Here is a 26,601-nt window from a genome sequence, read left to right on the forward strand (position 1 = left end):
TCAGTGCCTCGGTATCAAATTGCCGCGAAACCTTTTTCGAGATCGGCAATGAGATCCGGCACGTCTTCCAGACCGATCTGCAGGCGGATCACCGGTCCCGGATAGTCGCCCCTGGCGATGGTCCGGTCATTGAGGCGGACATGAACCGCGAGGCTTTCATAGCCGCCCCAGGAATAGCCAAGGCCGAAAATCTCCAGCGCATCGAGGAAGGCATGGGCTTCCTTCTGCCCGCCGCCGGCAAGCACGATGGAGAAAATGCCGGAGGAGCCGGAAAAGTCCCGTTTCCAGATTTCATGGCCGGGATGGCTTTCCAGCGCTGGATGCAGCACGCGGTCAACCGCCGGATGGCCTTCAAGCCAGCGCGCGATTTCCAGCGCGTTCTTGCGGTGCTGTTCCAGCCGCACGCCCATGGTGCGCATGCCGCGCAATATCTGGTAGGTGTCGTCAGCCGAAGTGCAAAGACCGAGCGTTCCGTGCGTTTCCAGAAGCTGCGGCCAGCATTTTTCGTTGGCCGATACCGTGCCGAACAGAATATCGGAATGGCCGGACGGATACTTGGTCGAGGCGTGGATGGAAATATCCACGCCGAAATCGAGCGCCTTGAAGTAGAGCGCGGTGGCCCATGTATTGTCCATCATGACGATGGCGCCGCCCTTGTGCGCCTCTTCGACGATAGCGGGGATATCCTGCATCTCGAACGTGTTCGAGGCGGGCGATTCCGTGAACACGACCTTGGTGTTCGCACGCATCAACTTCGCGATGCCGGACCCGATCTCCGGATCGTAATATTCGACATCCACGCCCAAGCGCTTGAGGATCGTATCGGCGAAATGGCGGGTCGGATTGTAGATCGAATCGACGAACAGCGCATGGTCGCCGGGCGACAGGAAAGCGAGAAGCGGAACCGTGACGGCGGCAAGGCCGGACGGGACGCAGATCGTGCCCGCCGAACCTTCCAGCGCGTTGATCGCGGCGCAAAGGGCATCGCTGGTCGGCGTGCCGCGCGTGCCGTAGGTGTATTTCTGGCCGCCGGTCGCCATTGTTTCCGCATCGGGGAAAAGCACGGTTGAGGCACGGACAACGGGTGGGTTCACGAAGCCATGATAGTCGCGCGGCTGATAACCGTCGTGGGCGAGACGCGTGTTTATACCCAGCTTCTCTGTCTTGACCTGCTGCTTAGTCACGAAAATGCCTCCAGACCATGTTGCATGCTATCCCGCTGATTCTCGCCTGCCGATTCTCGAAAGAGAGGATTCTGCCGGGTCGCATCAAGGTCGGCTGCGGCAAAAAGATCTGCGATTCCGTCTGCGGCGGAAATTTTGAATACTTGGATAGGATGCGCGCGTTCCGGATGCAACCTCGCGTGCCATTTGTTGCGTAATAAGCTTGTGAAAGGACATTTCAGTATGGCGGCGTCAGGCACGGGAAGCACTTTTCTTTATCCCTTTCGCGCAGCGCTGGAACTCCTTCAAGCTCTTCTGCGTCCGGCCTATAAGGGCGCGCCGTCCTCGTGGACGCTGGAAATGACAGCAATCGTCGTGCTTCTGCCCTTCATCATTCTCGTGCTGCATCTGTGGGATGCGGACATCATTCGCGTGACCGCGCAAAGCACCAATTTCATCATGCAGCTCCTGCGGACGGTAACGGATGCGATTCGCACCGTCGTATGGCTTGCAATCGGCATCGTCGTATGGCTCGCCACGGCGATACTGCTCTCACCGAAATTGCGTTCCGGCGCCAGAGCGTGGCTGGTGAAGCTCCACGGCTGGGCAACGCTCATCCTGACCTCGATCATCGTCGCAAGTGTGCCGGTCGAAATCGGCAAGCTCGCGATTGGCCGGGCACGCCCGTTCCTGCTCGATGACGTCGGCGCAGCCTATTTCTCGCCTTTCAAGGGCCAGTTCCTCTATGAAAGCTTCCCTTCCGGCCATTCCATGATGGCTGGCGTCATGATGGTTTCGCTCTGGATATTCCTGCCGCGCTGGCGCATCCTTACCGTTATGATCTGCATTCTCTTCGGAATAAGCAGGCTCGCAGCCGGGGCGCACTACCCCACGGATGTGGTCGCCGGTCTGACAATCGGATTCGTCACGACCTGGTGGGTGGCTCGCTATATGGCCACGCGAAATATTATTTTTTCTCTGGACGACGAAAGCACGATGCCGCGCGTCTGATTTCTACCGGAAATTGCCGGAATCGCGGCCCATCTGGTATGGTAGTACTGCCTAACAATCTGTGTTTATTTGAAAAAACCTGTGCTCCGTCCTCGCGTGCAATGTGGGCTGCACCCGACGACCTTCCTACCCAGAAATCGGGAAATCGTGTAAATTTTCGAATATTTCTCCCTCATCTTTTTTGAAAGCCTTTTCGCTCGCCTGCGTTAAAGCCTTGACCAAAGACAAAATTTCGCCTTCGATAAGACCCGTGAAGGCGACAGGTTTGTCACTGCGCTCAAAAGAAAAATTGAAGACCGGATAGCGGTCTCGGGCGAGGGCAAGCTGTTGTAGGGCATGGGCTTGGGAGGTCACGCGACTTATCCAACGGGTTTATGCAAAAAATAAAGCAACAAGAGACGCCATGGGCCATAGGTCCGGCGCTCTCCAGGGAACGAAAAAGGTTGCAGGCCAGATGAAAAAAACTCTTATGACGGGTGTATTGGGTGCGGCGGCGCTGTTTTGCGTAGCTTCGGGAGCATCCGCTGACACGCTTTCCGATGTGAAGGCGAAAGGTTTTCTACAGTGCGGCGTTAATACGGGTCTGCTTGGATTCTCTTCCCCCAACGACAAGGGTGAGTGGTCCGGCTTCGACGTAGATTATTGCCGTGCCGTGGCTTCTGCGATTTTCGGTGATCCGGCGAAGGTGAAGTTTACGCCGCTCAACGCCAAGGAGCGCTTCACGGCCCTGCAGTCAGGCGAAATCGACGTCCTGATCCGTAACACGACCTGGACCATCAGCCGCGACACTGCGCTCGGCCTCGATTTTGCCGGCATCAATTACTTCGATGGTCAGGGCTTCATGATCAATTCGAAGAAGCTGTCGGGCATCAATTCCGCATTGCAGCTTTCCGGCGCTTCCATCTGCGTTCAGGCCGGTACGACGACCGAAATGAACATGGCCGACTATTTCCGCGCCAACAAGATGGAATATAATCCGGTGGTCTTCGAAAAGATCGAAGAAGCGAACGCCGCTTACGATTCCGGCCGTTGCGACGCCTATACGACCGACCAGTCCAGCCTTTACGGCGTTCGTCTGGCGCTCGCCAATCCCGACGATCATGTCATCCTGCCGGAAATCATCTCCAAGGAGCCGTTCGGCCTGACCGTTCGTCAGGGCGATTCCAAGTGGACGGACGTCGTTCGCTGGGTGCACAACGCGCTGCTCAACGCCGAGGAATATGGCATCACGCAGGCCAATGTCGAAGAGATGAAGAAGTCTGACAACCCGGACATCAAGCGTCTTCTCGGCGTGGAAGCGGACACCAAGATCGGCACCGATCTCGGTCTCGAGAACGATTGGGTGGTGAAGATCATCAAGGGCGTCGGCAATTACGGCGAAATTTTCGAGCGTAACATCGGCTCCGGCAGCCCGCTCAAGATTGCACGCGGCATCAATGCCCAGTGGAACAAGGGCGGCCTGCAATATGGCATCCCCGTCCGCTGACGGGCATTACTCTCCGGACTGATCATCGGCGGGTGCAGCAGCGCCCGCCGGATTTGTCGGCTTTGCAGTTTGTCCGTTTGCTGTCGATCCCGCATCTGCCGGGCATAGGATGCTGACAAGCTGCTTTTTGGAATTCAACCGCGTCTTGCAGTCCTCGAAGGCTCGAACCGAGCCCGGACAGGAACGGCAGGACCGAACGGTTCGGCATTCGATATTCCGATTTCAGGCGTTGCCCGCAAAGGCGGCCAAGTCAATTTTTCGGGTTTGATGCTGTCAGCCGAGAGGCACAGGAAACATATGGCTTCCTATTCTGCAACTGAACGCCGCCAAGATAGCGGCGGAACCTCGCTCCTGTATGATCCGCGGGTTCGCGGCATCTTCTATCAGGTGATCGTCTTCGGGGTGGTCATCGGGGCAATCTACTGGATCGTGGGCAACACGGTCACCAATTTGCAGCGTGCGAACATCGCGTCCGGTTTCGGTTTCCTCAGTGGCCGCGCCGGTTTTGATATCAGTCAGACGCTCATTCAATACAGCAGCGACTCGAACTATGGCCGGGCCTTTCTGGTCGGCCTGATGAATACGCTTTACGTCGCCGCGCTCGGTGTCGTGACGGCTTCAATCATCGGATTTCTGGTCGGTATCGGGCGGCTTTCGCGCAACTGGCTGATCCGCAAGATCTGCACGGTCTATGTCGAAGTCTTCCGCAACATTCCTCCGCTGCTCGTCATCTTCTTCTGGTATTTCGGCGTGCTTTCGGTGCTGCCGCAGGCTCGCGACAGCATCGCCCTGCCGCTCGGCACATACATGAACAATCGCGGCTTCTTCATGCCCGCGCCGGTATGGGGCGAGGGGGCATGGCTTCTGCCCGTGGCGCTGCTCATCGGCATCGTGGCTTCGATCGTCATTGCGCGCTGGGCAAAGCGCCGCCAGATGGCGACGGGCCAGCCTTTCCACACGATACGCGTGGCGGCGGCGCTCATCATCGGCCTGCCCGTCCTGGCGCTGATCGCGACCGGCTTTCCGATCTCGTTCGATTTGCCGAAACTGGGGACCTTCAATCTGACCGGCGGTGCGCAGGTCAAGCCGGAGTTCCTCGCCCTGTTCCTGGCGCTGTCCTTCTACACCGCGTCCTTCATCGCTGAGACGGTCCGCGCCGGTGTTCTGGGCGTCAACAAGGGGCAGACGGAAGCGGCCTATGCCGTTGGCCTGCGTCCCGGCCAGACGATGCGCCTCATCATTGTGCCGCAGGCGCTGCGCATCATCATCCCGCCGCTGTCGAGCCAGTATCTGAACCTTATCAAGAACTCGTCGCTCGCAATCGCCATCGGCTATCCCGATCTTGTCGCCGTCGGCGGAACGATCCTCAACCAGACGGGTCAATCGGTCGAGGTCGTGGCGATCTGGATGGTGATCTATCTCGGCATCAGCCTGATTACCTCGGGCCTCATGAACTGGTTCAATGCCAAGATGGCGCTGGTGGAGAGATGACAATGGAAAACGCAGATCTCCAATATGTACGCACGCAGATGGTGGATGGCGAAGCGCCACCGCGCTCGGTGCAGGGGCTTTCCCACTGGCTGCGCGTCAACCTGTTCGCAACGCCCGTCGATGCGGCGCTGACCATTCTCGGCCTGCTGGTCGTGGCCTGGTTTCTTCCGCCGATCATCGAATGGCTGTTCGTCAAGGCCGTGTGGACCGGTGCGGATCGCACCGCCTGCCTCACCGTCGCGCAGGGCGGCGCACAGCCGGAAGGCTGGTCGGGCGCATGCTGGGCTTTCGTGAATGCGAAATACGAGCAGTTTCTCTATGGCCGCTATCCGATTTCGGAGCGCTGGCGCGTCAACCTGACGGCGCTGATCTTCGCCGTTCTTCTGGTGCCGCTCCTGATTCCGAAGGCGCCGAAGAAGGGGCTCAACGCGATCCTGTTCTTCTTCGTCTTTCCGATTGTCGCCTTCTTCCTGCTGGTCGGCGGCTGGTTCGGCCTTCCCTATGTGGAAACGCCGCTGTGGGGCGGGCTGCTGGTCACGCTTGTCCTGTCCTTTGTCGGCATCGCCGTGTCGCTGCCGCTGGGGATCGTGCTGGCGCTCGGACGGCGTTCAAAGCTGCCGGTCATCAGGGCGTTCTCGATCATCTTCATCGAAATGGTGCGCGGCGTTCCGCTGGTGACGGTGCTATTCATGGCCAGCGTCATGCTGCCCCTGTTCCTGCCGCCGGGCGTGACTTTCGACAAGTTGCTGCGTGCCTTGATCGGCGTGGCGCTTTTCGCTTCGGCCTATATGGCGGAAGTGGTGCGCGGCGGCCTCCAGGCCATTCCGCGCGGGCAGTATGAAGGCGCGGATGCGCTTGGCCTCAGCTACTGGCAGAAAACGGGACTGATCATCCTGCCGCAGGCGCTGAAGCTGGTCATTCCGGGAATCGTCAACACCTTCATCGGTCTCTTCAAGGATACGAGCCTTGTCTACATCATCGGCATGTTCGACCTGTTGGGCATCGTCCGTCAGAACTTCGCCGACGCTAACTGGGCTTCTCCACAGACGCCTGCTACTGGTCTGATCTTTGCGGGCTTCGTTTTCTGGATTTTCTGTTTCGCAATGTCGCGATACTCTATATTCATGGAACGACGCCTCGATACGGGTCATAAACGATAAGAATAAAGGGAATAATGGAAATGAGTGCACAAAGCGCCCTCCCGCAATCCGAGCTCGGAGTGGAAGTTGACCGTTCAAAGATGCAGGTTTCCAAAACCGATGTCGCCATCGAAATCACCAACATGCACAAGTGGTACGGGGAGTTCCACGTTCTGCGCGACATCAATCTGAAGGTCATGCGCGGCGAGCGCATCGTTGTGGCCGGCCCGTCGGGCTCGGGCAAGTCGACCATGATCCGCTGCATCAACCGTCTGGAAGAACACCAGAAGGGCAAGATCGTCGTCGACAACATCGAGCTGACCAATGACCTGAAGAAGATCGACGAAGTGCGCCGCGAAGTAGGCATGGTGTTCCAGCACTTCAACCTCTTCCCGCACCTGACGATTCTGGAAAACTGCACGCTGGCGCCGATCTGGGTGCGCAAGATGCCGAAGAAGCAGGCGGAAGAAATCGCCATGCATTATCTGGCCCGTGTGAAGATTCCCGAACAGGCCAACAAATATCCGGGCCAGCTTTCCGGCGGCCAGCAGCAGCGCGTCGCCATTGCGCGCGCACTGTGCATGAACCCGAAAGTCATGCTGTTCGACGAGCCGACATCGGCTCTCGACCCGGAAATGGTCAAGGAAGTGCTGGATACGATGGTGAGCCTTGCCGCCGAAGGCATGACCATGATCTGCGTGACGCACGAAATGGGCTTTGCCCGTCAGGTCGCCAACCGCGTGATCTTCATGGATCAGGGCCAGATCGTCGAGCAGAACTCGCCGGACGAGTTCTTCGACAATCCGCAGCACGAACGCACCAAGCTGTTCCTCAGCCAGATCCTGCACTGATCAGGCTCATCGCTCGAAATTAAAACACCCGCCGGTCCGCCGGCGGGTGTTTTTACGAGAACAGCAGGGGGCATTGTGACGAATATTCAATGGATCGAAGAGCTTCCAGCCGAGCGCTATCAGGAGTTCCACACATTCTATTGCAACGAATGGGACCAGGGAGCGCAGCTTGGAAGACGTCACCCATATGCTGGCCCATTGCGACCTGCTGTTGTTCTGTCTGATGGCAATGACCGTATTGCGGGTTTTGCGCGCGTGCTGAGCGATTTCACCTTCAAGGCGATGATCTTCGATGTCATTGTGGCCGAAGATTATCGCGGGCAGGGCCTCGGACAGGCCCTTGTGGAGCGCATACTCCACCATGAAAAGCTGAAGCGCGTGAAAAGCTTCGAGCTTTACTGCCCGGATCGGCTTGTGCCCTTCTACGAGAAGCTTGGCTTCGTGAAGGGCACTTCGTCGCTTCTGTTCAGGCAACCCTAATCTTCGACAAACCGGCGCAGGCGCTGGAGTGCACCGTCCCACTGGCTGGAAACGCTCGCGAGATAGGCGCGGGCGTCGACAAGCGGGGCGGGATGCAGCCGAAACCGGCTTTCCCGGCCGACCTTTTCGCGTTCGACCAGATTTGCCTGCTCCAGCACGGACAGGTGCTTGGTGACGGCCTGCCGGGTGATGCTGCCATTCTGCGACAGAACCACGATCGAGCGGCTTTCGCCGTCGCTCAGGGTCTCGATGAGCGCCAGCCGGGTTGGATCGGCAAGCGCTGCGAAAACCATGGACATGTCCGTGCCGGTCATTTCTGGCCTATCGTCCATTTTCGGCGTGTCTCTTGATGTTGCCGACCTGTTCCTCCCAGCCGCCTTCGTTCATCCGCAGCGCCAGCGGCCGGCGTTCTGCGGGCAGGGCATCGAAACCGCTTTCGATCACCGTCAGCCGCGTTCCCGCCTCGATCGGTTCCAGCCTGAACTCCACCAGGGTCGGCGGCTCCTTGGAATAGTCAATGCTGTGGTCCACCGCGTAAGGATGCCATGTGAAGGCAAAATAGGACGGAGCCTTCATTTCCTTGATGAAGGATTCCCACGGTTCATGCTCGAAACCCGGATAGGTGATGTGTCCGGTCGACCTGGTGCCGACGATGAACGGGCCGTCGAGCTTGACCTGGAACCAGCTCCCGAATTCTTCATGGTCGGTGAGGGCGCGCCATACGCGGTCAATCCCCGCGCGGATGTCCACAGTCTTCACAATGCGGTCGGTATTGCTTTCAACGGTCATGATTGCATCCTCCGTAATTGGCAACTTCATGGTTGCCAATATAGGGGTAAGGGCGAAATAAGCAACCAAAAAGTTGCATATCTTATTCAGGCAGTGGGGCCTTGTCGGGAAGCGGGAACAGCGTCACGAATTTTTCTGCAAGCGCGCGGTCGCCCATGACCTTGAGAACACTGGCGCTTTCCAGCGCCGAAAGAGGTTGCCCGCCATAGATGGCAGCGGCGAGCATACGCGGTGAACTTTCGAAATGCAGGTCATATTCCTGCGCCGCGCCGCGTTCGATCCGAACCCCGGAATCGTCAAGATGAGCCGTGAAGTCTTCCGCCTCCAGACAAAGGCCGATCACCGCCCGCAGGCCCGCAGCCCTGTCATGATCGATCATGGTCCGCAGCGAAAGCAGGAAGGAAACGGTCGAAATCGGCAGGTTGGGATCATGTTTCGGCGAGCGCGCCGCCCATCGGCCCAGTGTCTGGAGAATAGGTTCGCTCTCATAACCCCACTCGGTCAACTCATAGACCTGGACCGAGGCGGGAGGGGGCAGTTTTTTCTTGCAAAGAATGCCTGCTTCTTCCAGCCCTTCAAGGCGTTGCGTGAGGACATTGGCGCTCACGCCCGGCAGGTCAGCCCGCAAATCACTGAAGCGTTTGGGGCCGAACATCAATTCGCGCATCACCAGAAGCGACCAGCGTTCCCCAATCAAATCAAGGGCATGGGCCGCCGCACAAGCATCGTCATAGCTGCGCTTCGCCGATGGTTTTTGCGAGTTGGTTATTTTTTCTAACTTCATGGTTGCTAATTATAACTTATATGCCATTATGTACAAGCGAACTTTGAGTTCTTCCGATGCCAATTGCGTGAGTTCTGCGCCGGAAGGCTCGACCTTGTTATCGCCGGGGAACCGGGCAGGCGATAGATAATCGAAAAAACAGGAGCGGGCCGCCGGCCCACCAACGGAGGAAATCCCATGCCGAAAATGATTTTCGTGAACCTGCCTGTGAAGAATGTCGCGAAGTCGACAAACTTCTACGAAGCCATCGGCGCCACCCGGAACCCAATGTTCTCGGACGAAACGGCTTCCGGCATGGTCTTTTCGGATACGATCCACGTGATGATCCTCGATCACGACAAGTTCAGCCAGTTCACGCCGAAGAAGATCGCCGATGCCAACACGGTCAGCGAGGTGCTGGTCTGTCTGTCGGCGGAAAGCAAGGCCGAAGTGGATGCGACTGTGGAGAAGGCGGTCAACGCTGGCGGAAAGGCCGACCCCGGCCCGAAGCAGGATTACGGCTTCATGTATGGACGCAGCTTCGAGGATCTCGACGGCCATATCTGGGAGATCATGTGGATGGACATGGAAGAAGCCAAAAAGGTCATGGGCTAGCATTCGGGAGAATGACTACCCCGGACAATGGAGGAGAAAATGTCAGGTTTGACGATTTGTCTCTGGTTCGACGGAAATGCTGAAGAAGCCGCCAACCACTATGTTTCGGTCTTCCGCGCGTGCGGAAGACCGGCTTCGATCGACGGGGCCATCCGTTTCAGGCATGGCCATCAGCAAAACGAGAACCAGCCGGTTGTGGTGAACTTTACGCTCGACGGGCAAAAAATATGCGGCCTGAACGGCGGACCCCAGTTCAAGTTTTCACCGGCAAGTTCGCTGATCGTGCGATGCAGGGACCAGGCGGAAGTGGATGCGTTCTGGGAAAAGCTGCTGGAAGGCGGCTCGCCGATGGAATGCAGCTGGCTGACCGACAAATACGGGTTTTCGTGGCAGATCGTGCCGGACATGCTGCTGGATATCCTGCAGGACGGTCCGCCGGACGTGCGCCAGCGCGTCGCCGATGCCATGATGAAGATGGTCAAGATCGATGTTGCAGCGCTGGAAGCCGCACGCGACGCGGCCTAGGGTCAGGACCTGCCTTGGTCCCGCATGGCCGCAATAGCGTCATAGCCATAAAGCCAGTCCAGATCCTTGAGGAAGCTGTCCGGGCTGCGCAGGGCGAAGAGCGTGTTGCGGCCAAGCGCAAAAATACCGGTGGCGTGATAGGCAAACCTGTTGAGCTGGCCCCGTTTGGCGACCGCAGCGATCCGCTCCTTGCGGACCGCATCGAAGCGCCTCAGCCCGGCTTCGCGGTCGCTGCCGTCCAGCGCCTGCGCCAGCGCCGCCGCATCCTCGATCGCCATGGCAGCGCCCTGCGCCGCAAAAGGCGTGACCGCGTGCGATGCGTCGCCGAGAAAAATCGTCCGGTCCGGCCCGACGAATTGAGCATCCGGCATTTCAAAAAGCGGCCAGTAGGTCCACTCATCGGCAGCCGCCAGCACGTCGCGAACGGGCGCGCCCCAATCGGCGTAGATGGAGCGCAGACGCGCGAGGTCGCCGGTTCTGGACCAGACTTCACCGGGATTCTCGCCGGTCGTGATGGCAACGAAATTGAAGAAACTGCCGCCCTTGACCGGATAGGCGATGAAATGCGCCTTGTTGCCGAGCCAGGCTGAGACGGCTTTGCGTTCCGGCATGGCGTTGAGGAAGGAAGCGGGCAGGGCGCTGGCGGCAAGCGTCGTGCGCCACGCAATATGCCCGCTGAACCGCGCCTTGCTGAAACCTGCCTTGGATCGTTCAGCCGACCAGACCCCGTCGCAGGCGATCAGATAGGCAGCGTCGGCAGGCTCTTCGGAATTGCCAAGGCGGACGGTGGCCACAACGGTCCCGTTCTCGACGTGATGATCTGTGATTTCTGCGCCGAGGCTGATCTCGATGCCCGGCTGTTCGCGGCAGGCGTCGAGCAGTGCCAATTGCAGGTCGGCGCGATGGCACACGGCGTAGGGATGGTGCCAGCGCTGGCGGGCCTTGTCGCCGAGCTTCATTTCCATCAGTGCGCGCGCCTTGCGCCCGTCCATGAGGTAGAGCGCTTCCGGCGTGACAGCCTGGGTGGAAAGACGGTCGGCCACGCCGAGCCGTTGCAGGTGGCGCATTGCATTGGGGGCAAGTTGCAGGCCAGCGCCGACTTCCGAAAGGGTTTCTGCCTTTTCGACGAGCCGGACGTTCCAGCCGCGTGCTGCCAGTTCCAGCGCTGCCGACAGGCCGGCAACTCCGGCCCCGGCAATCAATATGCGCCCTCTGCTCATGTCGGTGAGACCATCCGGAGTTCGGCCCGGATCAACAGCCGTGATCAGGCTGCCTTATCGGCAGGTGCTTCGTAGGCGCAGCCAGCCGGAACGGTTTCGTCGGCATGGAGCTCTGCATTGTAGCGATAGAGCGTCGAGCAATACGGGCAAACGGCTTCGCTTTCATCGCCCATGTCGAGAAACACGTGCGGATGATCGAAAGGCGGGTTGGCACCGACGCACATGAATTCCTTCACGCCGATTTCGATGGCAGCATGGCCGGCGTCGTTCTGAAAGTGAGGAATGATGTGATCGGACATAACATGCTCCGGTTCTGGTCGATGGGCGGTATGGGCATGGTCTTGCGCCGGGTGCCGGACAGGATCATGCTGGACATTGGCATGCGTGTACCGCGAAAGTCTTGTTTCCGGAAGCGTTTTCATCAATTCTGAGGACATTTCAAGCTATTTGCTATCAAACTGTCATATGACAGCCATAGGCTTATCGAGCGTCCGGAAAAGTGCGAAGCAATTTTCGATCAGGATGCGCGGAGAAACAGACAGACGGAGCCGGAATGTTCCGGTGGCGGTCGGGACAGGAAACATGAGCGAAAACAGCGTTATGGCGAGCGAAACCCCCAGCGTGACCGAAGGCGGGAACCACGAGATGACAGCCGGACTGGCCCCCAACCCAACCGTCGTTCCCGATATGGAAGCGGACCCCGAGGTTCACAAAGCTTTGAACGGCGAACTGATGCAGAGCGCCGACCGCTTCGTGAACCGCGAGTTTTCCTGGTTGCAGTTCAACCGCCGCGTTCTCGAAGAAGCCGCAAACATGCGCCAGCCTCTGCTCGAACGCCTGCGCTTCCTGTCCATCTCCGCCGCCAATCTCGATGAGTTCTTCATGGTTCGCATCGCCGGACTTGCCGCACAGGTGCGTGCTGGCGTGGCGCTGCGCAGTGCCGATGGGCGCACGCCGCAGGAACAGCTCGATTTCGTTCTGGACGAAGTGGGGCGGCTGCAGGAAGAACAGCAGGGGCGTCTGCGCGCGCTACGCGAGGAACTGGAACAGGAAAGCATCGAGATCGTCCGCCCCTCCGCGCTTTCCCGGCCCGAAAAGGAATGGCTTGAAAACCACTTCCTCGAAACGATTTTCCCGGTCCTGACGCCGCTCTCCATCGATCCTGCGCACCCGTTCCCGTTCATTCCGAATCTTGGCTTCTCCATCGCGTTGCAGCTTGCGCGCCGCGCCGACAATCATCCGATGACCGCGCTCCTGCGCATTCCGGTCGCGCTGAAGCGCTTTATCCAACTGCCGACCGAGCAGACCAACGACTATCGTTTCATCACCATCGAGGATGCGGTGAGCCTGTTCATCGGGCGGCTTTTCCCCGGTTATGAAGTGCGTGGCGCCGGTACGTTCCGCATCATCCGCGACAGCGATATCGAAGTGGAAGAAGAGGCCGAGGATCTGGTTCGTCTCTTTGAAACGGCGTTGAAGCGCCGCCGCCGCGGTCAGGTGATCCGCATCGAGTTCGACGGCGAAATGCCCGAAGCGTTGCGCATATTCGTGGCGACGGAACTGGGCGTTTCGGAAAACCGGATCAGCGTGCACGAAGGCCTGCTGGCGTTGAACATGATTTCGGAGATCGTTTCGATCCCGCGTGAAGACCTGAAATTCGTGTCCTACAATCCGCGCTTCCCCGAGCGCATTCGCGAACATGGCGGCGATTGCTTCGCTGCGATTCGCGAAAAGGACATCGTGGTCCATCATCCCTATGAATCCTTCGACGTTGTGGTGCAGTTCCTGCGGCAGGCCGCAGCCGACCCGGACGTGCTGGCCATCAAGCAGACGCTTTACCGCACTTCCAACGACAGCCCGATCGTGCGCGCGCTGGTCGATGCAGCCGAGGCAGGCAAGTCGGTGACGGCGCTGGTGGAGCTGAAAGCCCGTTTCGATGAGGAAGCCAACATTCGCTGGGCGCGCGATCTGGAACGCGCGGGCGTTCAGGTGGTGTTCGGCTTCATCGAGTTGAAAACACACGCCAAAATGTCGCTCGTGGTGCGCCGTGAAGACCAGAAGCTGCGCTCCTATGTGCATCTGGGCACCGGCAATTATCATCCGATCACGGCGCGCATCTATACCGACCTGTCGTTCTTCACCTCGGATGCGGATATTGCGCGCGATGTGGCGCATATCTTCAATTTCATTACCGGCTATGCCCAGCCTGCCGAGGAAATGAAGATCGCGATTTCACCCTTCACGCTGCGCGCCCGAATCCTCAAGCACATCGAGGATGAGGTGGCGCATGCGAAGGCTGGACGTCCGGCTGCGATCTGGATGAAGATGAACGCGCTGGTCGATCCACAGATAATTGACGCGCTCTACATGGCGAGCCAGGCTGGCGTGCAGATCGATCTCGTCGTGCGCGGCATCTGCTGCCTGCGTCCCGGCGTTCCGGGGCTCTCGGACAATATCCGCGCCAAGTCGATTGTCGGGCGTTTTCTGGAGCATAGCCGCGTTTTCTGCTTCGGAAACGGCAACGACCTGCCCTCCGACAAGGCAATCGTCTATATCGGTTCCGCCGACATGATGCCGCGCAACCTTGATCGCCGCGTGGAGACCCTCGTTCCGATCACAAATGCCACAGTGCATCAGCAAATCCTGTCGCAAATCATGTTTGCCAACATAATTGATAACCAACAGAGCTATCAGCTACTTGCGGACGGCACCTCTCGCCGGATAGAAAAAGAGGCAGGAGAGGAAGCTTTCAACGCGCAGGAATATTTCATGACCAATCCTAGCCTGTCGGGTCGCGGAAAGTCGCTGAAGTCTTCGGCCCCCCGCCTTATCGCGCATCGCAAGCGTGCGCAGGCGGAAAGAAAAACGACTGCATGAGTCCAGCTGTAGCACAAGGCCGCCTCAAGGGGCTGAAACCCGTTGCGGTCATCGACATTGGCTCGAACTCGATCCGTGTCGTCATTTATGAAGGCATCGTCCGTTCGCCGACGGTGCTTTTCAACGAAAAGATTCTCTGCGGCCTTGGCAAAGGCCTCGCAAAGACCGGCAAGCTCAACGAGAAATCCGTTGAGGCGGCGCTTCGCGCGCTGAAACGTTTTCGCGCCCTGGCCGAACAGGCGGGCGCGGTTTCCATTCATGCGCTGGCGACTGCCGCCGCGCGTGAAGCGAAGAACGGCCCCGACTTCATCGCTCAGGCGGAAGCCATTCTTGGCCGGCACATCGAGGTATTGTCCGGCAAGGAAGAAGCCTATTATTCGGCGCTCGGCATCATTTCCGGCTTCTACAAGCCGAAGGGCGTGACGGGCGACCTTGGCGGCGGCAGCCTAGAACTGGTCGCCGTGGATGACCACGAGGTGGGCGAGGGGATCACCTTGCCGCTCGGCGGCCTGCGCTTGCAGGATATGTCCAACGAGAAACTGCCCGAGGCGACGAAGATTGCGCGCGCGGAACTGGCGAAGGCGACGCTTCTGAAAGCTCATCAGGGACAGGTTTTCTATGCCGTAGGCGGCACGTGGCGTAACCTTGCCAAGCTGCATATGACGGCGAAGAATTATCCGCTGCACGTCATGCACGGCTACGAGATGAACCCGGTGGAGGCACAAAGCTTCCTGAAGCGCGTCGCCAAGGGCAATCTCGACACGATGCGCGGCATCGAGGCAGTTTCGAAGAACCGCCGCCAGCTCTTGTCCTACGGCGCGACGGTGCTGCTTGAGACGATCCGCCTGATGAAGCCTTCCAAGATCGTTTTCTCGGCGCTCGGCGTGCGCGAAGGCTATCTTTATTCGCTATTGCCCAAGAACGAGCAGCTTCTCGATCCGCTCCTGGCCTCGGCGGAAGAGTTTTCCATTCTGCGCTCGCGCTCTCCGCGCCATGCCCGTGAGCTGGCGACGTGGACGACATTGTCCCTGCCGGTACTCGGTTTTGACGAAACCGATGACGAGGCGCGCTACAGGCAGGCCGCCTGTCTCGTGGCCGACATAAGCTGGCGCGCGCATCCCGATTATCGCGGCTCGCAGGCGCTGAACATCATCGCCCATGGCTCGTTCGGCGGCATCGACCATAAAGGACGTTCCTTCATGGCGCTTGCCAATTACTATCGTCACGAAGGGCTGATCGAGGACGAAATCGCACCGGAGATCATGCAGCTCGCCACACCGCGTCTGCGCGAACGGGCCAAACTGCTCGGGGCGCTTCTGCGCGTGGTCTACCTTCTGTCGGCTTCGATGCCGGGCGTCATCCCGCGTCTTTTCTGGCGCGAGGAAGAAAACGGGATTGCGCTGGTCGTCCCCGGCGATCTCGCCGATCTGATTTCAGACCGCCCCGAAGGCCGGTTGCAGCAACTGGCGAAACTGACGGGCAAGAACATCTATTTCGCGGTCGGCGACGGCGCGATTGAGGGGACAAGGGAATAAGGCAGTAAGCGAGTAGGGCAGGAAGGCAGTATGTTCAGCGCGAGCATTCACATACTGCCTTACTGCCTTACTGCCTTATTGCCCTAACTCCACCGCCCTTATCCGCCGGTTCTCGAACTTGATGCCGATCTTGCCGTCGATGAGATCGAGAGCTTTCTGACCGAAAACCTCGCGGCGCCAGCCATGCAGGGCAGGCACGTTTGCATTGTCGCCTTCCGCGGCGATCTTGTCGATGTCGTCGGAACTCGCCACGATCTTTGCCGCGACGCCGTGTTCCTCTGTCACAAGCTTGAGCAGGACCTTGAGGATATCGGCTGCCGCTGCGCTGCCTTCCGGCGAATGCGACTGCTTTGGCAATTTCGGCAGGTCTTCCTTGGGGATTTCAAGCGCCGACTGGATCGCAGCGACCAGACCGGCAGCCTGAGCGGAACGCTCCCAGCCCTTGGGGATGGAACGAAGACGTCCAAGCGCTTCCGCGTCGCGCGGTTGCTGCTGGGCGATCTCGGCAATCGTGTCGTCCTTGATGATGCGTCCGCGCGGCACATTGCGTTCGCGGGCTTCGCGCTCGCGCCAGGCGGCAACGGCCTGCACGATCGCCTGCTCGATTGGCTTGCGAACGCGCGCCTTCACCCGCCGCCATGCGTCGTCGGGATGAAGGTCGTAGGTTTCGCGGGAAGTGAGCACCGCCATTTCCTCGTTCACCCACTCGCTGCGACCCTCTTTCTCAAGTTCCTGCTTCAGATAGAGATAGATGTCGCGCAGATAGGTCACGTCCGCCAGCGCGTAGTCGAGCTGCTTTTCGGAAAGGGGGCGGCGCCGCCAGTCGGTAAACCGCGATGACTTGTCGATGTGCTTGCCCGTAACCTTCTGGACGAGCTGGTCGTAGGAAATGGCGTCGCCAAACCCGCAGACCATTGCTGCCACCTGACTGTCGAAGACGGGAGAGGGGATCAGGTCGCCGAGGTGGAAGACGATTTCGATGTCCTGCCGCGCGGCGTGGAAAACCTTGACCACCTTTTCGTCGGCCATCAGGCTGAAGAAGGGTGCGAGGTCCAGTCCCGGCGCGAGAGCGTCCACGAGCGCCGTGTGGTTGGGCGAGGCCATCTGGATAAGGCACAATTCCGGCCAGAACGTCGTTTCGCGGATGAACTCCGTATCGACTGTGACGAAATCGGATTTGGCAAGGGCGGATACGGCCTCTTCGAGGGCCTCTGTCGTCGTAATAAGATGCATGGTTACCTTTTAGAGAAAGCGCGGCCGCTTGTCGCGAAAGAATGCGCAAAACGCGCCGTATAACAAGTGCAAATAGTGTTTTTTGTCGATACTTTGCGTCAAGGCGCCCGAACCTCGACGCTTGCAGAGAGTGCAGACTTGACAAAACCTGGTCAAAATGCGCTTTTCCGCCAGAATTTGCAGCGCTTTGCCTGCACTGATTTATCTTACCAAAAGGCAGAAATCATGCACCGTTACCGCAGCCATACCTGCGCAGCCCTTCGCAAGACGGACGTTGGTTCCAACGTTCGCCTTTCCGGCTGGGTTCACCGCGTCCGTGACCATGGCGGCATTCTCTTCATCGATCTTCGCGATCATTACGGCATTACCCAGATCGTGGCCGATCCCGATTCGCCCGCCTTCAAGGTTGCCGAAACCGTTCGCGGCGAATGGGTTATCCGTGTCGATGGTGAAGTGAAGGCCCGCGCAGACGATGCGGTCAACGCCAACCTGCCGACCGGCGAAGTCGAAATCTTCGCAACGGAAATCGAAGTGCTGGCGGCTGCCAAGGAACTGCCGCTGCCGGTCTTCGGCGAACCGGACTATCCGGAAGACATTCGCCTGAAGTACCGCTTCCTCGACCTGCGCCGCGAAACGCTGCACAAGAACATCATGAGCCGCACGAAGATCATTGCCGCGATGCGCCGCCGCATGACCGAGATCGGTTTCAACGAGTTCACCACGCCGATCCTGACGGCTTCCTCGCCGGAAGGCGCGCGCGACTTCCTCGTGCCGAGCCGTATTCATCCGGGCAAGTTCTACGCGCTGCCGCAGGCGCCGCAGCAGTACAAGCAGCTTCTGATGGTTGCTGGTTTCGACCGCTACTTCCAGATTGCGCCCTGCTTCCGCGACGAAGACCCGCGTGCCGACCGCCTGCCGGGCGAGTTCTACCAGCTCGACCTCGAAATGAGCTTCGTGACCCAGGAAGAAGTCTGGGAAACGATGGAGCCCGTCATGCGCGGCATCTTCGAAGAATTTGCCGAAGGCAAGCCGGTGACGCAGAAATTCCGCCGCATCGCCTATGACGATGCGATCCGCACCTATGGTTCGGACAAGCCGGACCTGCGCAACCCGATTGAAATGCAGGCCGTGACCGAACATTTTGCAGGGTCGGGCTTCAAGGTCTTCGCCAACATGATCGCCAACGATCCGAAGGTCGAAGTCTGGGCAATCCCGGCCAAGACCGGCGGAAGCCGCGCATTCTGCGACCGCATGAATTCCTGGGCGCAGGGTGAGGGCCAGCCGGGCCTCGGCTATATCTTCTGGCGCAAGGAAGGCGACAAGCTTGAAGGCGCCGGCCCGATTGCCAAGAACATCGGCGAAGAACGCACCGAAGCGCTGCGCAACCAGCTCGGCCTCGGCGATGGCGACGCCTGCTTCTTCGTGGCTGGCCTGCCGTCCAAGTTCTACAAGTTCGCGGGCGACGCCCGCACGCGCGCCGGTGAAGAACTGAACCTCGTCGATCGTGACCGTTTCGAACTGGCATGGATCATCGACTTCCCGTTCTACGAATGGGACGAGGACAACAAGAAGCTCGACTTCGCGCACAACCCGTTCTCCATGCCGCAGGGCGGTATGGACGCGCTGGAAAACCAGGACCCGCTGGCGATCAAGGCTTACCAGTACGATCTCGTCTGCAACGGCTTTGAAATTGCTTCCGGCTCGATCCGTAACCAGCTGCCGGACGTCATGGTCAAGGCATTCGAGAAGGTCGGCCTCAGCCAGCAGGACGTGGAAGAGCGCTTCGGCGGTCTCTATCGCGCATTCCAGTACGGCGCGCCTCCGCATGGCGGCATGGCCGCCGGCATCGACCGTGTCATCATGCTTCTGGTCGGCGCGAAGAACCTGCGCGAAATCTCGCTGTTCCCGATGAACCAGCAGGCGCTCGATCTCCTGATGAACGCGCCTTCGGATGTGACGCCCGCGCAGCTGCGCGACCTGCATATCCGGCTGGCTCCGGTACAGAAGAGCTGAGCGGTTTTACAGAAAGAAAAACCCGGCCTTGAGCCGGGTTTTTTATCAACTGAGAGAAAAGCCCGGTGGAAATGCACCGGGCTTTTTTCATTCTGGGGCGCTTCCGATTGAAACGGGATGGTCGGAATCGCTCCAAGTATTTGTTTTGCCGCATTATTCAGCGCAAAACCGCTTCGCGCTATTGCTGGAAATGCTCTAGTTGTTGGCGTCGACGCTGATTTTCAGAAGCTGGATGATCTTGGTCGGATCCAGCGATGCGGTCGCAACGATGGACGCGAAGGTCACCGGCTGATCCGGCGATGCGCTGATGGTCAGCGACTTCGGATCGGTGAAATACTTGTCGGCCGCGACCTTGAGCTGCTGGGCGAATTCCGGGTTCTTGAGCTGTGTCGCCATCAGCGGAACCATCATCTTCATCTGCTCGCCGAGCTGCTTGCCGTCCGCGCCCTGCTGCTTCGCATAATAATCCAGGACCTTCTGGGTCAGGGTATCGTTATCGAAGCGGATCGACAGGTTCTTTAGGTTGAGCTGTTCCGCCAGACCAAGAATGGCGAGACCGGCGGCGTCCTTGTCCGCATCGGCCTTGCTCATGTTTTCCTGCGTCTTCTGGACGGCTTCGAGGAATGCCAGATCATACCCGCCGAGGCTGCCGGTGATGTTGATCTTGCCGAGTTCCTTCGCCTCAAGCTCCAGCTGGTCCAGCGACGTGTCGCCGGAAGTCGGCGACCAGCTGCCCTTCGAGGTCAGCGAGCCGTTGAACGTGTTTCATGTCGAGCGGCGCCAGCGGGTTCTTGCCGCCCTTTTCAAATGTCGCGTCGATATTGGCGATGGTCCAGACATAGCCGATCTTCTCGGCCTTGTTGGTGGTGTCGAGCGACAGGTCGAAGCCCTTCACCGTGGCGCCGTCTTTGCCCGGCGTGCCGAACAGGATTTCATCGACCTTCAGCTTGTCATACATGACGACGCTGTCGAGCGGGCCCTTGGCCTTTTCCGACGGAATGTGCACGTTCTGCAGGGCAAGGCCCTTCATTTCGGCCTTGTCGTTCTTGTCGGTCTCACCGGCAAGCGCCAGGTCGGGCACGGTGACCTGCTCGATGCTGTAGCCGCCGTCCGGTGCATCCTGAACGTTCTGCAGCGTCACGTCACCGATGGCGGTTTCCTTTTCGCCGATGGTCGGCAGCTTGATCTTGGTGCCCTGAAGCACGATGTCGGAGCCGCTCGCCTGGACATTGGCGAAGCTCAGTTCGCCACCCTGTTTGGCATAGAGCGCCTTGATGCGCTCGGCGACTGCATTGGCGTCTGCGGCCATGGCAGCACTGCCGAATACCAGCGAAAGCGCTGTTCCGGCAGCCAGAACACGTGCCGCTGGCCTGATATTGACGAAAACCTGCATTCGAAGCTCCTGCCTGATCTTTAGAGCGCATCCCGAAAAGCGTGAAACGGCTTTCGGATGAGATGCGCATCAAAACAAAGGATCAGAGCGCCGATCTGTTCCAATCGGATCGGCGCTCTGATGTAGCGCGGCATTCATAGGCGGAAATCACTCGCAATAACAACATGATTTCCTCAGCCTGCGATTGCAGCGGGGGAAATTCACCCTGATAGCTCTATAGGACGCAAATGGCGGCAGGATTGCGACTATTGCACACTAATGTACTGGATTGGTTCTCCTGAACTCTTGCTGGCGAATCGCGCAGTTGGTACGAAGAGACATGGGAAAAAGTCTGATTCCGCCGGACGACGGCGAAGAACACATCGAGCGGGTCGATCTCAAATCGGCTCTCGAGGAACGTTACCTCGCTTATGCGCTGTCGACGATCATGCATCGCGCGCTGCCGGACGTGCGCGACGGCCTGAAGCCCGTGCATCGCCGCATCATGCATGCCATGCGCCTGCTGCGCCTCAATCCCGATCAGGCCTATGCGAAATGCGCCCGTATCGTCGGCGACGTGATGGGTAAGTTCCATCCGCATGGCGACGCATCGATTTATGATGCGCTGGTGCGTCTGGCGCAGGATTTCGCGGTGCGTTATCCGCTGGTGGACGGGCAGGGCAATTTCGGCAATATCGACGGCGATAATGCTGCCGCCATGCGTTACACAGAAGCGCGTATGACGGAAGTCGCGACGCTGCTGCTCGAAGGCATCAACGAAAACGCCATCGATTTCCGTCCGACCTATAATGAGGAAGACGAGGAACCCATCGTCCTTCCCGGCGCTTTCCCGAACCTGCTCGCCAACGGCTCCGCCGGTATCGCGGTCGGCATGGCGACCAACATTCCGCCGCACAATGTGGCGGAGCTTTGCTCGTCGGCGCTCTATCTGATCAATCATCCCGAAGCGCCGGTGGAGGAACTTGTTACCTCGCCCGAACAATGGGAAGAACTGAAGCGCGAAGCCGAGACCGATCCGGCAGCTCTGCTGAAATGCAAGGTGCGAGGCCCGGATTTCCCGACCGGCGGCATTCTTGTCGAAGAGCACGGCAATATCCTCGATGCCTATCGCACGGGCCGCGGCGCGTTTCGTGTCCGCGCGCGTTGGGAAAAGGAAGAGGGCAATCGCGGCACCTGGGTGATCGTCATCACCGAAATTCCCTATCAGGTGCAGAAGTCGCGCCTCATCGAAAAGATCGCCGAACTGCTTCTGGCAAAGAAGCTTCCATTGCTTGACGATGTTCGCGACGAGTCGGCGGAAGACATTCGCATCGTTCTGGAGCCGAAGAACCGGACGGTCGATCCCGAACTGTTGATGGAATCGCTGTTCAAGCTGACCGAGCTGGAAAGCCGCGTTTCGCTCAACATGAACGTGCTGTCGCACGGCAAGGTGCCGAATGTCCTGTCGCTGGGAGCCGTCCTGCGCGAGTGGCTCGACCATCGCAAGGAAGTGCTCGTCCGCCGTTCGCAATTCCGGCTGGCGGAAATAGAACGGCGCCTGGAAATTCTCGGCGGCCTGCTGATCGCCTATCTCAACCTTGATGAGGTGATCCGCATCATCCGTGAGGAGGATGAGCCGAAACAGGACCTGATGCGCACCTTTGAACTGACCGACGTTCAGGCCGAGTCGATCCTCAACATGCGCCTGCGTTCGTTGCGCAAGCTTGAGGAATTCGAAATCCGCAAGGAGTTCGATGACCTCACGGTGGAGAAGACGGACCTTGAAGGGCTGCTCGCTTCCGGCACGCGCCAATGGAAGAAGATCAGCGCCGAAATCAAGTCGGTACGCGAAAAGTTCGGCCCGAAGACCGAACTTGGTGCGCGCCGCACGACCTTCGCCGACGCGCCAACCCACGATCTGGAAGATATCCATCAGGCAATGATCGAGCGCGAGCCGGTCACGATCGTTGTATCCGAAAAGGGCTGGCTGCGGGCGATGAAGGGGCATCTGGCCGATTTCTCGACGCTCGCCTTCAAGGAGGGCGACAAGCTCAAGCTCGCTTTCCATGCCGAGACGACCGACAAGCTCCTGTTCTTCACGACAGGCGGCAAGTTCTTCACCATCGGCGCGAATACGCTTCCGGGCGGTCGCGGACATGGAGAGCCGATCCGCATCCTTGTCGATATGGAAAACGATCAGGACATTCTGACAGCCTTCGTGCACGATCCGGCGGCGAAACTGCTTCTCGTCAGCCACGAGGGTAACGGTTTTATCGTTCCCGAAAGCGAGGCTGTGGCCAATACCCGCAAGGGCAAGCAGGTGATGAACGTGAAGGCGCCGGACGAGGCGAAGCTTTGCCAGCGTGTTTCCGGCGATCATATCGCAGTGGTCGGCGAGAACCGCAAGATGGTGGTCTTCCCGCTTTCCGACATTCCGGAAATGACCCGCGGCAAGGGCGTGCGCCTGCAAAAATACAAGGATGGCGGTGTGTCCGACGTCCGCACCTTTGCAATTGCCGAAGGACTTTCCTGGCAGGATTCGGCAGAGCGCACGTTCAATCGCAGCAAGGAAGAGCTTGTGGAATGGATCGGCGCGCGCGCCTCTGCGGGCCGTCTGGTGCCAAAGGGCTTCCCGCGTTCAGGCAAGTTTTAAACTTGCAGTTGGAGGCTGCTCGAGAGCCTACAAGTTGTGATCGATTTTCGAGCTGATTGCGGCTTTACTTACAACACGACCCAGCGGGTCGTGTTGTAAGGAGAAAATCATGCAGGTTCGTCCGGCCTTACTCAATGACGCTGTACTCATTGCGAGATTTTAAGGCGTTCGATCAGTGAACTGTGCGAGGCAGATCACCATAATCGCGATGATATCCTCGCGCCGTGGCTAGCCAACAAGACGCCTGAAAACGTGTTCAAGTGGATTGAAGCTCCATCTCAACTGATGCTCGTTGCTGAAATAGGGAATGCCATAGCCGGTGTGGGGCTGGCGACGGATGAGGGAGAGATCCTGCTGAATTATGTTGCGCCGGAATTTCGCTTTCATGGTGTCAGCAAGGCGCTCATTTCAAAACTCGAGGAATATCTTTTATTTCGAAAGGTGGCTGTTGCGCGTCTTGTCAGTACCGAAACAGCGCGCCGTTTTTATGCCGGACGAGGGTATGTAGCGGTAGGCGAAGCGGAGATAAGGCGCGGCGGAGAGCTCTCATATCCCATGGAAAAACCGCTGGTAGGCTAGCCCTCGAACCGCTGCCAGCCGCGGGGGCCAAGGTGCTCCTGCGGTGTGAAGCGGATTTTATACTGCATCTTGCGTGATCCCTCGACCCAATAGCCGAGATAGACATGCGGCAGACCGGCGGCATGCGCGCGCTGGATATGATCGAGGATCATATAGGTGCCAAGCGACCGATCATGCATATGCGGTGAGAAGAACGAATAGACCATCGACAGACCATCGGCCATCACGTCGGTAAGTGCTACCGCGACCAGCTCTCCATCGCCCTTGGCGCTGATGAAGCTTTCCGGGCCGCGCTTGCGATATTCGATGATCTGCGTGTTCACATGCGTATCCTCGATCATCATCGCATAATCGAGAACCGTCATGTCCGACATGCCGCCCGAGCGATGGCGCGCATCGAGATAATCGCGGAAAAGCGCATATTGCTCGGTGCTGGGCTGGGCCTTGTGCACGCGTCCGATCAGATCGTTATTCTGCGTCCAGACGCGCCGCATGTTGCGCGTCATCTTGAACTCTCCGGCAAGGATGCGAACGGATATGCAGGCCCGGCACAATTCGCAGGCCGGACGATAGGCTATGTTCTGGGATCGGCGGAAACCGCCCTGCGTCAGGAGATCGTTGATTTCGTTCGCCTTGTCGCCGACCAGATGCGTAAAGACTTTTCGCTCCATCTGGCCTTCGAGATACGGGCAGGGAGACGGAGCTGTCAGAAAGAACTGCGGAGACTGTTGCGGTTGATGGGTCATTCAATATCCACGAAATGGCAATACCGAAACCATCACGATACTTTTTGTAAGGATTGAGCCGACCGCACAAAACGTCAATAGGCATTTTGCGCAGCCGGCTCTGAATTTTTTTGATCTGAAGCGCACCCCGAAAAGTGGGAGCCGGTTTTCGCGCCAGGATGGCCGATAAAAAAGCAGAGCATTTCCGGTGTTTCATGAAGAATCAGGAAATGCTCTGTCGTTTATCGATCAGAACGAATGACAGCCGTGCCGAGCAGAAGATCGTGCACGGTGCGCTTGCGGTCGAGAACCAGCGTTGCAAGCAGGATCAGCGGCGTCAGGACGACATTCAGACCCCAAAACAGGACCGTATGGACGATTGCGAGCATGGGATCGACCGTGCCGCCTTCAAGCCGGACGAGCTTGATATTCATCATCTGCATGCCCTTGGTGGCCTGCTGCGGCCCGCCCAGGGTCCGCGCGACATAAAACAGCGCCACCATCGGGAACATGATGCCGTAGAGCATCCAGCCGAGGCTGAGCGTGATTATGCCCAGGATTGCGATGACGATTGCTGCCGGGATGCAGAGCAGGAAAACAATCAGGTAATCGATGAGAAAAGCCATAATGCGGCGCGTGCGCACGCCTTCAAAAAATGCGCGGCTTTCATAACGCGGGCCCATGACTTCGCCGTGCAGGATATGGTCGGACATTTTTCCTTCCAGTCGTTTCAAAAGAAGCGCCCGGGGGGATTTGACAACCGGCGCTGCCCCGCCACCTCGGCGGAACAGTCATCAACATGGGAACCAAAACCGGCGGATTCAAGGAAATGTGATGATTTCCCGAAAGGGTGCCTTGCCGGTCAGCCTTGCTGTTTAAGCTTTTGAGCTGCTTCGATTGCGAAATAGGTGAGAATTCCATCACAGCCGGCGCGCTTGAAGGCGAGCAGGCTTTCCATCATCACCTTTTCTTCGTCGATCCAGCCGTTGATCCCGGCGGCCTTGATCATCGCATACTCGCCCGACACCTGATAGGCATAGGTGGGAAGGCGGAATTCGCTCTTCAGGCGATGGATGATGTCGAGATAGGGCAGGCCCGGCTTGACCATCAGCATGTCCGCGCCTTCGGCAATGTCCTGCTCGGCTTCGCGCACGGCTTCTTCCGGATTGGCCGGATCGAGATAATAGGTCTTCTTATCGCCTTTCAGCAGGCCCTGCGTGCCGATGGCGTCGCGATATGGACCGTAAAAGGCGGAAGCGAACTTGGTTGCATAGGACATGATGGGAATGTGGCAGAAGCCATGTTCGTCCAGCGCTTGGCGCACGGCGCCGACGCGACCGTCCATCATGTCGGAAGGTGCGATGATGTCGGCACCGGCTTCGGCTTGCGAAAGCGCGCCCCGAACCACCATGGCGACCGATTCGTCGTTGATGATTTCGCCGTTGCGCAGGATGCCGTCATGGCCATGCGTGGTGAACGGGTCGAGCGCCGCATCGGTGATAATGCCGATTTCCGGCACTTCCTTCTTGATTGCGCGCACGGCGCGATTGATCAGATTGTCCGGGCTTGCGACGAAAGCGCCGTCCTCGGTCTTCACTTCCAGCTTCTCGCGCGGGAAGGGCGCGATGGCGGGGATGCCGAGCTTGGCGGCTTTCTCCGCCATGCGCACTGCCATGTCGACCGAATAGCGCTCGACGCCGGGCATGGCTTCCACGGGCTCGGCAACGCCGGTGCCATAGGTCAGGAAGAACGGCAGGATAAGATCATCGACCGTCAGCCGGGTTTCCTGCACGAGCCTGCGCGACCAGTCGGCCTTGCGCATGCGGCGCAGGCGTCTGCTGCCGGTGACGTCATCGACATGCTGGCTGATATTGGCGGGCAGATATTTGGACTGGCGATCGGTCATGAGGCTATTCCCGAGAATGGAGGCCCTGGAACATGAAATCGCAGGGCTGGTCAAAAAGACCACCGGTAACTTTATGGATCTAGTGGATTTTCGAATTTGACGTTTGAAACGGGATTAATATCGGACGGATATCAAACGTCAAATTCAATCCACTAGTATCGGATGCGCTTCGTTT

At 58.6% G+C, this 26,601-nt stretch carries 24 protein-coding genes and 1 pseudogene; 13 read left to right on the forward strand and 12 right to left on the reverse strand.

Annotated elements, in window-relative coordinates; genetic code table 11:
- Positions 1 to 14: 14 nt before the first annotated feature.
- Entirely contained in the window at positions 15 to 1,184 is a 1,170-nt protein-coding gene (locus tag OINT_RS03825; protein WP_006466455.1) for a cystathionine beta-lyase, read from the reverse strand.
- A 222-nt stretch (positions 1,185 to 1,406) separates the two neighbouring features.
- Between OINT_RS03825 and lpxE the strand changes: the two genes are divergently transcribed.
- Positions 1,407 to 2,174, forward strand: a complete 768-nt coding sequence (gene lpxE / locus OINT_RS03830; RefSeq protein WP_039852485.1) for a lipid A 1-phosphatase LpxE — start codon at positions 1,407 to 1,409, stop codon at positions 2,172 to 2,174.
- Between the two features lie 126 nt (positions 2,175 to 2,300).
- Here lpxE and OINT_RS03835 read toward each other — a convergent pair whose 3' ends face one another.
- On the reverse strand, positions 2,301 to 2,528 hold the full coding sequence (locus OINT_RS03835; protein ID WP_006466457.1) for a hypothetical protein: 228 nt from the start codon (positions 2,526 to 2,528) through the stop codon (positions 2,301 to 2,303).
- A 100-nt stretch (positions 2,529 to 2,628) separates the two neighbouring features.
- Here OINT_RS03835 and OINT_RS03840 point away from each other — a divergent pair, with 100 nt between their 5' ends.
- The 5 genes from OINT_RS03840 (at position 2,629) to OINT_RS03860 (ending at position 7,621) form a co-directional block, all read left to right on the forward strand.
- The gene (locus OINT_RS03840) at positions 2,629 to 3,660 is read left to right on the forward strand and encodes an amino acid ABC transporter substrate-binding protein (protein ID WP_006472421.1); all 1,032 of its coding nucleotides are present in this window, start codon (positions 2,629 to 2,631) and stop codon (positions 3,658 to 3,660) included.
- A gap of 297 nt (positions 3,661 to 3,957) precedes the next feature.
- Entirely contained in the window at positions 3,958 to 5,151 is a 1,194-nt protein-coding gene (locus OINT_RS03845; protein WP_039852488.1) for an amino acid ABC transporter permease, read from the forward strand.
- Positions 5,152 to 5,153: 2 nt separating this feature from the next.
- Complete coding sequence (locus OINT_RS03850) at positions 5,154 to 6,311, forward strand: amino acid ABC transporter permease (RefSeq protein ID WP_039852490.1); 1,158 nt, start codon at positions 5,154 to 5,156, stop codon at positions 6,309 to 6,311.
- 20 nt (positions 6,312 to 6,331) lie between these two features.
- Entirely contained in the window at positions 6,332 to 7,141 is an 810-nt protein-coding gene (locus tag OINT_RS03855) for an amino acid ABC transporter ATP-binding protein (protein ID WP_021587807.1), read from the forward strand.
- A 75-nt stretch (positions 7,142 to 7,216) separates the two neighbouring features.
- Complete coding sequence (locus OINT_RS03860) at positions 7,217 to 7,621, forward strand: GNAT family N-acetyltransferase (protein WP_235691656.1); 405 nt, start codon at positions 7,217 to 7,219, stop codon at positions 7,619 to 7,621.
- Here the strand turns inward: OINT_RS03860 and OINT_RS03865 are convergent.
- The 3 genes from OINT_RS03865 to OINT_RS03875 form a co-directional block, all read right to left on the reverse strand.
- Positions 7,618 to 7,935 carry an ArsR/SmtB family transcription factor gene (locus OINT_RS03865; protein ID WP_006466463.1) on the reverse strand — a complete coding sequence of 106 codons (318 nt, stop codon included), beginning with the start codon at positions 7,933 to 7,935 and terminating at the stop codon, positions 7,618 to 7,620. The two genes, OINT_RS03860 and OINT_RS03865, sit on opposite strands and share 4 nt — an antisense overlap.
- A gap of 7 nt (positions 7,936 to 7,942) precedes the next feature.
- Entirely contained in the window at positions 7,943 to 8,410 is a 468-nt protein-coding gene (locus tag OINT_RS03870; protein WP_039852923.1) for an SRPBCC family protein, read from the reverse strand.
- A gap of 82 nt (positions 8,411 to 8,492) precedes the next feature.
- Complete coding sequence (locus OINT_RS03875) at positions 8,493 to 9,194, reverse strand: winged helix-turn-helix transcriptional regulator (RefSeq protein WP_006466465.1); 702 nt, start codon at positions 9,192 to 9,194, stop codon at positions 8,493 to 8,495.
- Positions 9,195 to 9,371: 177 nt separating this feature from the next.
- On the opposite strand from OINT_RS03875, the gene OINT_RS03880 reads away from it, so the two are divergent.
- Both OINT_RS03880 and OINT_RS03885 read left to right on the forward strand, forming a co-directional pair.
- The gene (locus tag OINT_RS03880) at positions 9,372 to 9,788 is read left to right on the forward strand and encodes a VOC family protein (RefSeq protein ID WP_006466466.1); all 417 of its coding nucleotides are present in this window, start codon (positions 9,372 to 9,374) and stop codon (positions 9,786 to 9,788) included.
- 39 nt (positions 9,789 to 9,827) lie between these two features.
- Positions 9,828 to 10,313 (forward strand): VOC family protein, encoded by a 486-nt coding sequence (locus tag OINT_RS03885; protein ID WP_039852925.1) that lies wholly within the window; start codon positions 9,828 to 9,830, stop codon positions 10,311 to 10,313.
- Positions 10,314 to 10,315: 2 nt separating this feature from the next.
- Here OINT_RS03885 and OINT_RS03890 read toward each other — a convergent pair whose 3' ends face one another.
- On the reverse strand, positions 10,316 to 11,533 hold the full coding sequence (locus OINT_RS03890) for an FAD-binding protein (protein WP_006466468.1): 1,218 nt from the start codon (positions 11,531 to 11,533) through the stop codon (positions 10,316 to 10,318).
- Between the two features lie 44 nt (positions 11,534 to 11,577).
- A complete protein-coding gene (locus OINT_RS03895) occupies positions 11,578 to 11,832 on the reverse strand; it encodes a zinc-finger domain-containing protein (RefSeq protein ID WP_021587801.1) in 255 nt (84 codons plus the stop codon).
- Positions 11,833 to 12,178: 346 nt separating this feature from the next.
- On the opposite strand from OINT_RS03895, the gene OINT_RS03900 reads away from it, so the two are divergent.
- Positions 12,179 to 14,410 carry an RNA degradosome polyphosphate kinase gene (locus OINT_RS03900; protein WP_050791012.1) on the forward strand — a complete coding sequence of 744 codons (2,232 nt, stop codon included), beginning with the start codon at positions 12,179 to 12,181 and terminating at the stop codon, positions 14,408 to 14,410.
- A complete protein-coding gene (gene ppx, locus OINT_RS03905; protein WP_006466471.1) occupies positions 14,407 to 15,945 on the forward strand; it encodes an exopolyphosphatase in 1,539 nt (512 codons plus the stop codon). The genes OINT_RS03900 and ppx overlap by 4 nt, the downstream gene beginning before the upstream one ends.
- A 75-nt stretch (positions 15,946 to 16,020) precedes the next feature.
- Here ppx and rnd read toward each other — a convergent pair whose 3' ends face one another.
- The gene (gene rnd, locus OINT_RS03910) at positions 16,021 to 17,178 is read right to left on the reverse strand and encodes a ribonuclease D (protein WP_006466472.1); all 1,158 of its coding nucleotides are present in this window, start codon (positions 17,176 to 17,178) and stop codon (positions 16,021 to 16,023) included.
- 225 nt (positions 17,179 to 17,403) lie between these two features.
- Between rnd and aspS the strand changes: the two genes are divergently transcribed.
- Complete coding sequence (gene aspS / locus OINT_RS03915; RefSeq protein ID WP_006472405.1) at positions 17,404 to 19,191, forward strand: aspartate--tRNA ligase; 1,788 nt, start codon at positions 17,404 to 17,406, stop codon at positions 19,189 to 19,191.
- A gap of 195 nt (positions 19,192 to 19,386) precedes the next feature.
- On the opposite strand, the pseudogene OINT_RS03920 reads toward aspS, so the two are convergent.
- Positions 19,387 to 20,584, reverse strand: a pseudogene (locus OINT_RS03920) (hypothetical protein).
- A gap of 319 nt (positions 20,585 to 20,903) precedes the next feature.
- Here OINT_RS03920 and OINT_RS03925 point away from each other — a divergent pair.
- Together OINT_RS03925 and OINT_RS22480 are read left to right on the forward strand one after the other, a co-directional pair.
- Positions 20,904 to 23,216 carry a DNA topoisomerase IV subunit A gene (locus tag OINT_RS03925; RefSeq protein ID WP_039852494.1) on the forward strand — a complete coding sequence of 771 codons (2,313 nt, stop codon included), beginning with the start codon at positions 20,904 to 20,906 and terminating at the stop codon, positions 23,214 to 23,216.
- Positions 23,217 to 23,429: 213 nt separating this feature from the next.
- Positions 23,430 to 23,795, forward strand: coding sequence for a GNAT family N-acetyltransferase (locus OINT_RS22480; RefSeq protein ID WP_266035533.1), 366 nt, complete (start codon positions 23,430 to 23,432; stop codon positions 23,793 to 23,795).
- On the opposite strand, the gene OINT_RS03935 is transcribed toward OINT_RS22480, so the two are convergent.
- The 3 genes from OINT_RS03935 to hemB all read right to left on the reverse strand — a co-directional run bounded on the left by OINT_RS03935 (position 23,792) and on the right by hemB (position 26,426).
- Positions 23,792 to 24,541: an arginyltransferase gene (locus OINT_RS03935; RefSeq protein WP_006466476.1), complete on the reverse strand. Its 750-nt coding sequence runs from the start codon at positions 24,539 to 24,541 to the stop codon at positions 23,792 to 23,794. The two genes, OINT_RS22480 and OINT_RS03935, sit on opposite strands and share 4 nt — an antisense overlap.
- 221 nt (positions 24,542 to 24,762) lie before the next feature.
- A complete protein-coding gene (locus OINT_RS03940) occupies positions 24,763 to 25,233 on the reverse strand; it encodes an RDD family protein (RefSeq protein WP_006472776.1) in 471 nt (156 codons plus the stop codon).
- A gap of 149 nt (positions 25,234 to 25,382) precedes the next feature.
- Positions 25,383 to 26,426 carry a porphobilinogen synthase gene (gene hemB / locus OINT_RS03945; RefSeq protein ID WP_025091367.1) on the reverse strand — a complete coding sequence of 348 codons (1,044 nt, stop codon included), beginning with the start codon at positions 26,424 to 26,426 and terminating at the stop codon, positions 25,383 to 25,385.
- Positions 26,427 to 26,601: the final 175 nt, after the last annotated feature.

This window comes from Brucella intermedia LMG 3301 (assembly GCF_000182645.1).
GTDB classification, from domain to species: Bacteria; Pseudomonadota; Alphaproteobacteria; order Rhizobiales; family Rhizobiaceae; genus Brucella; species Brucella intermedia.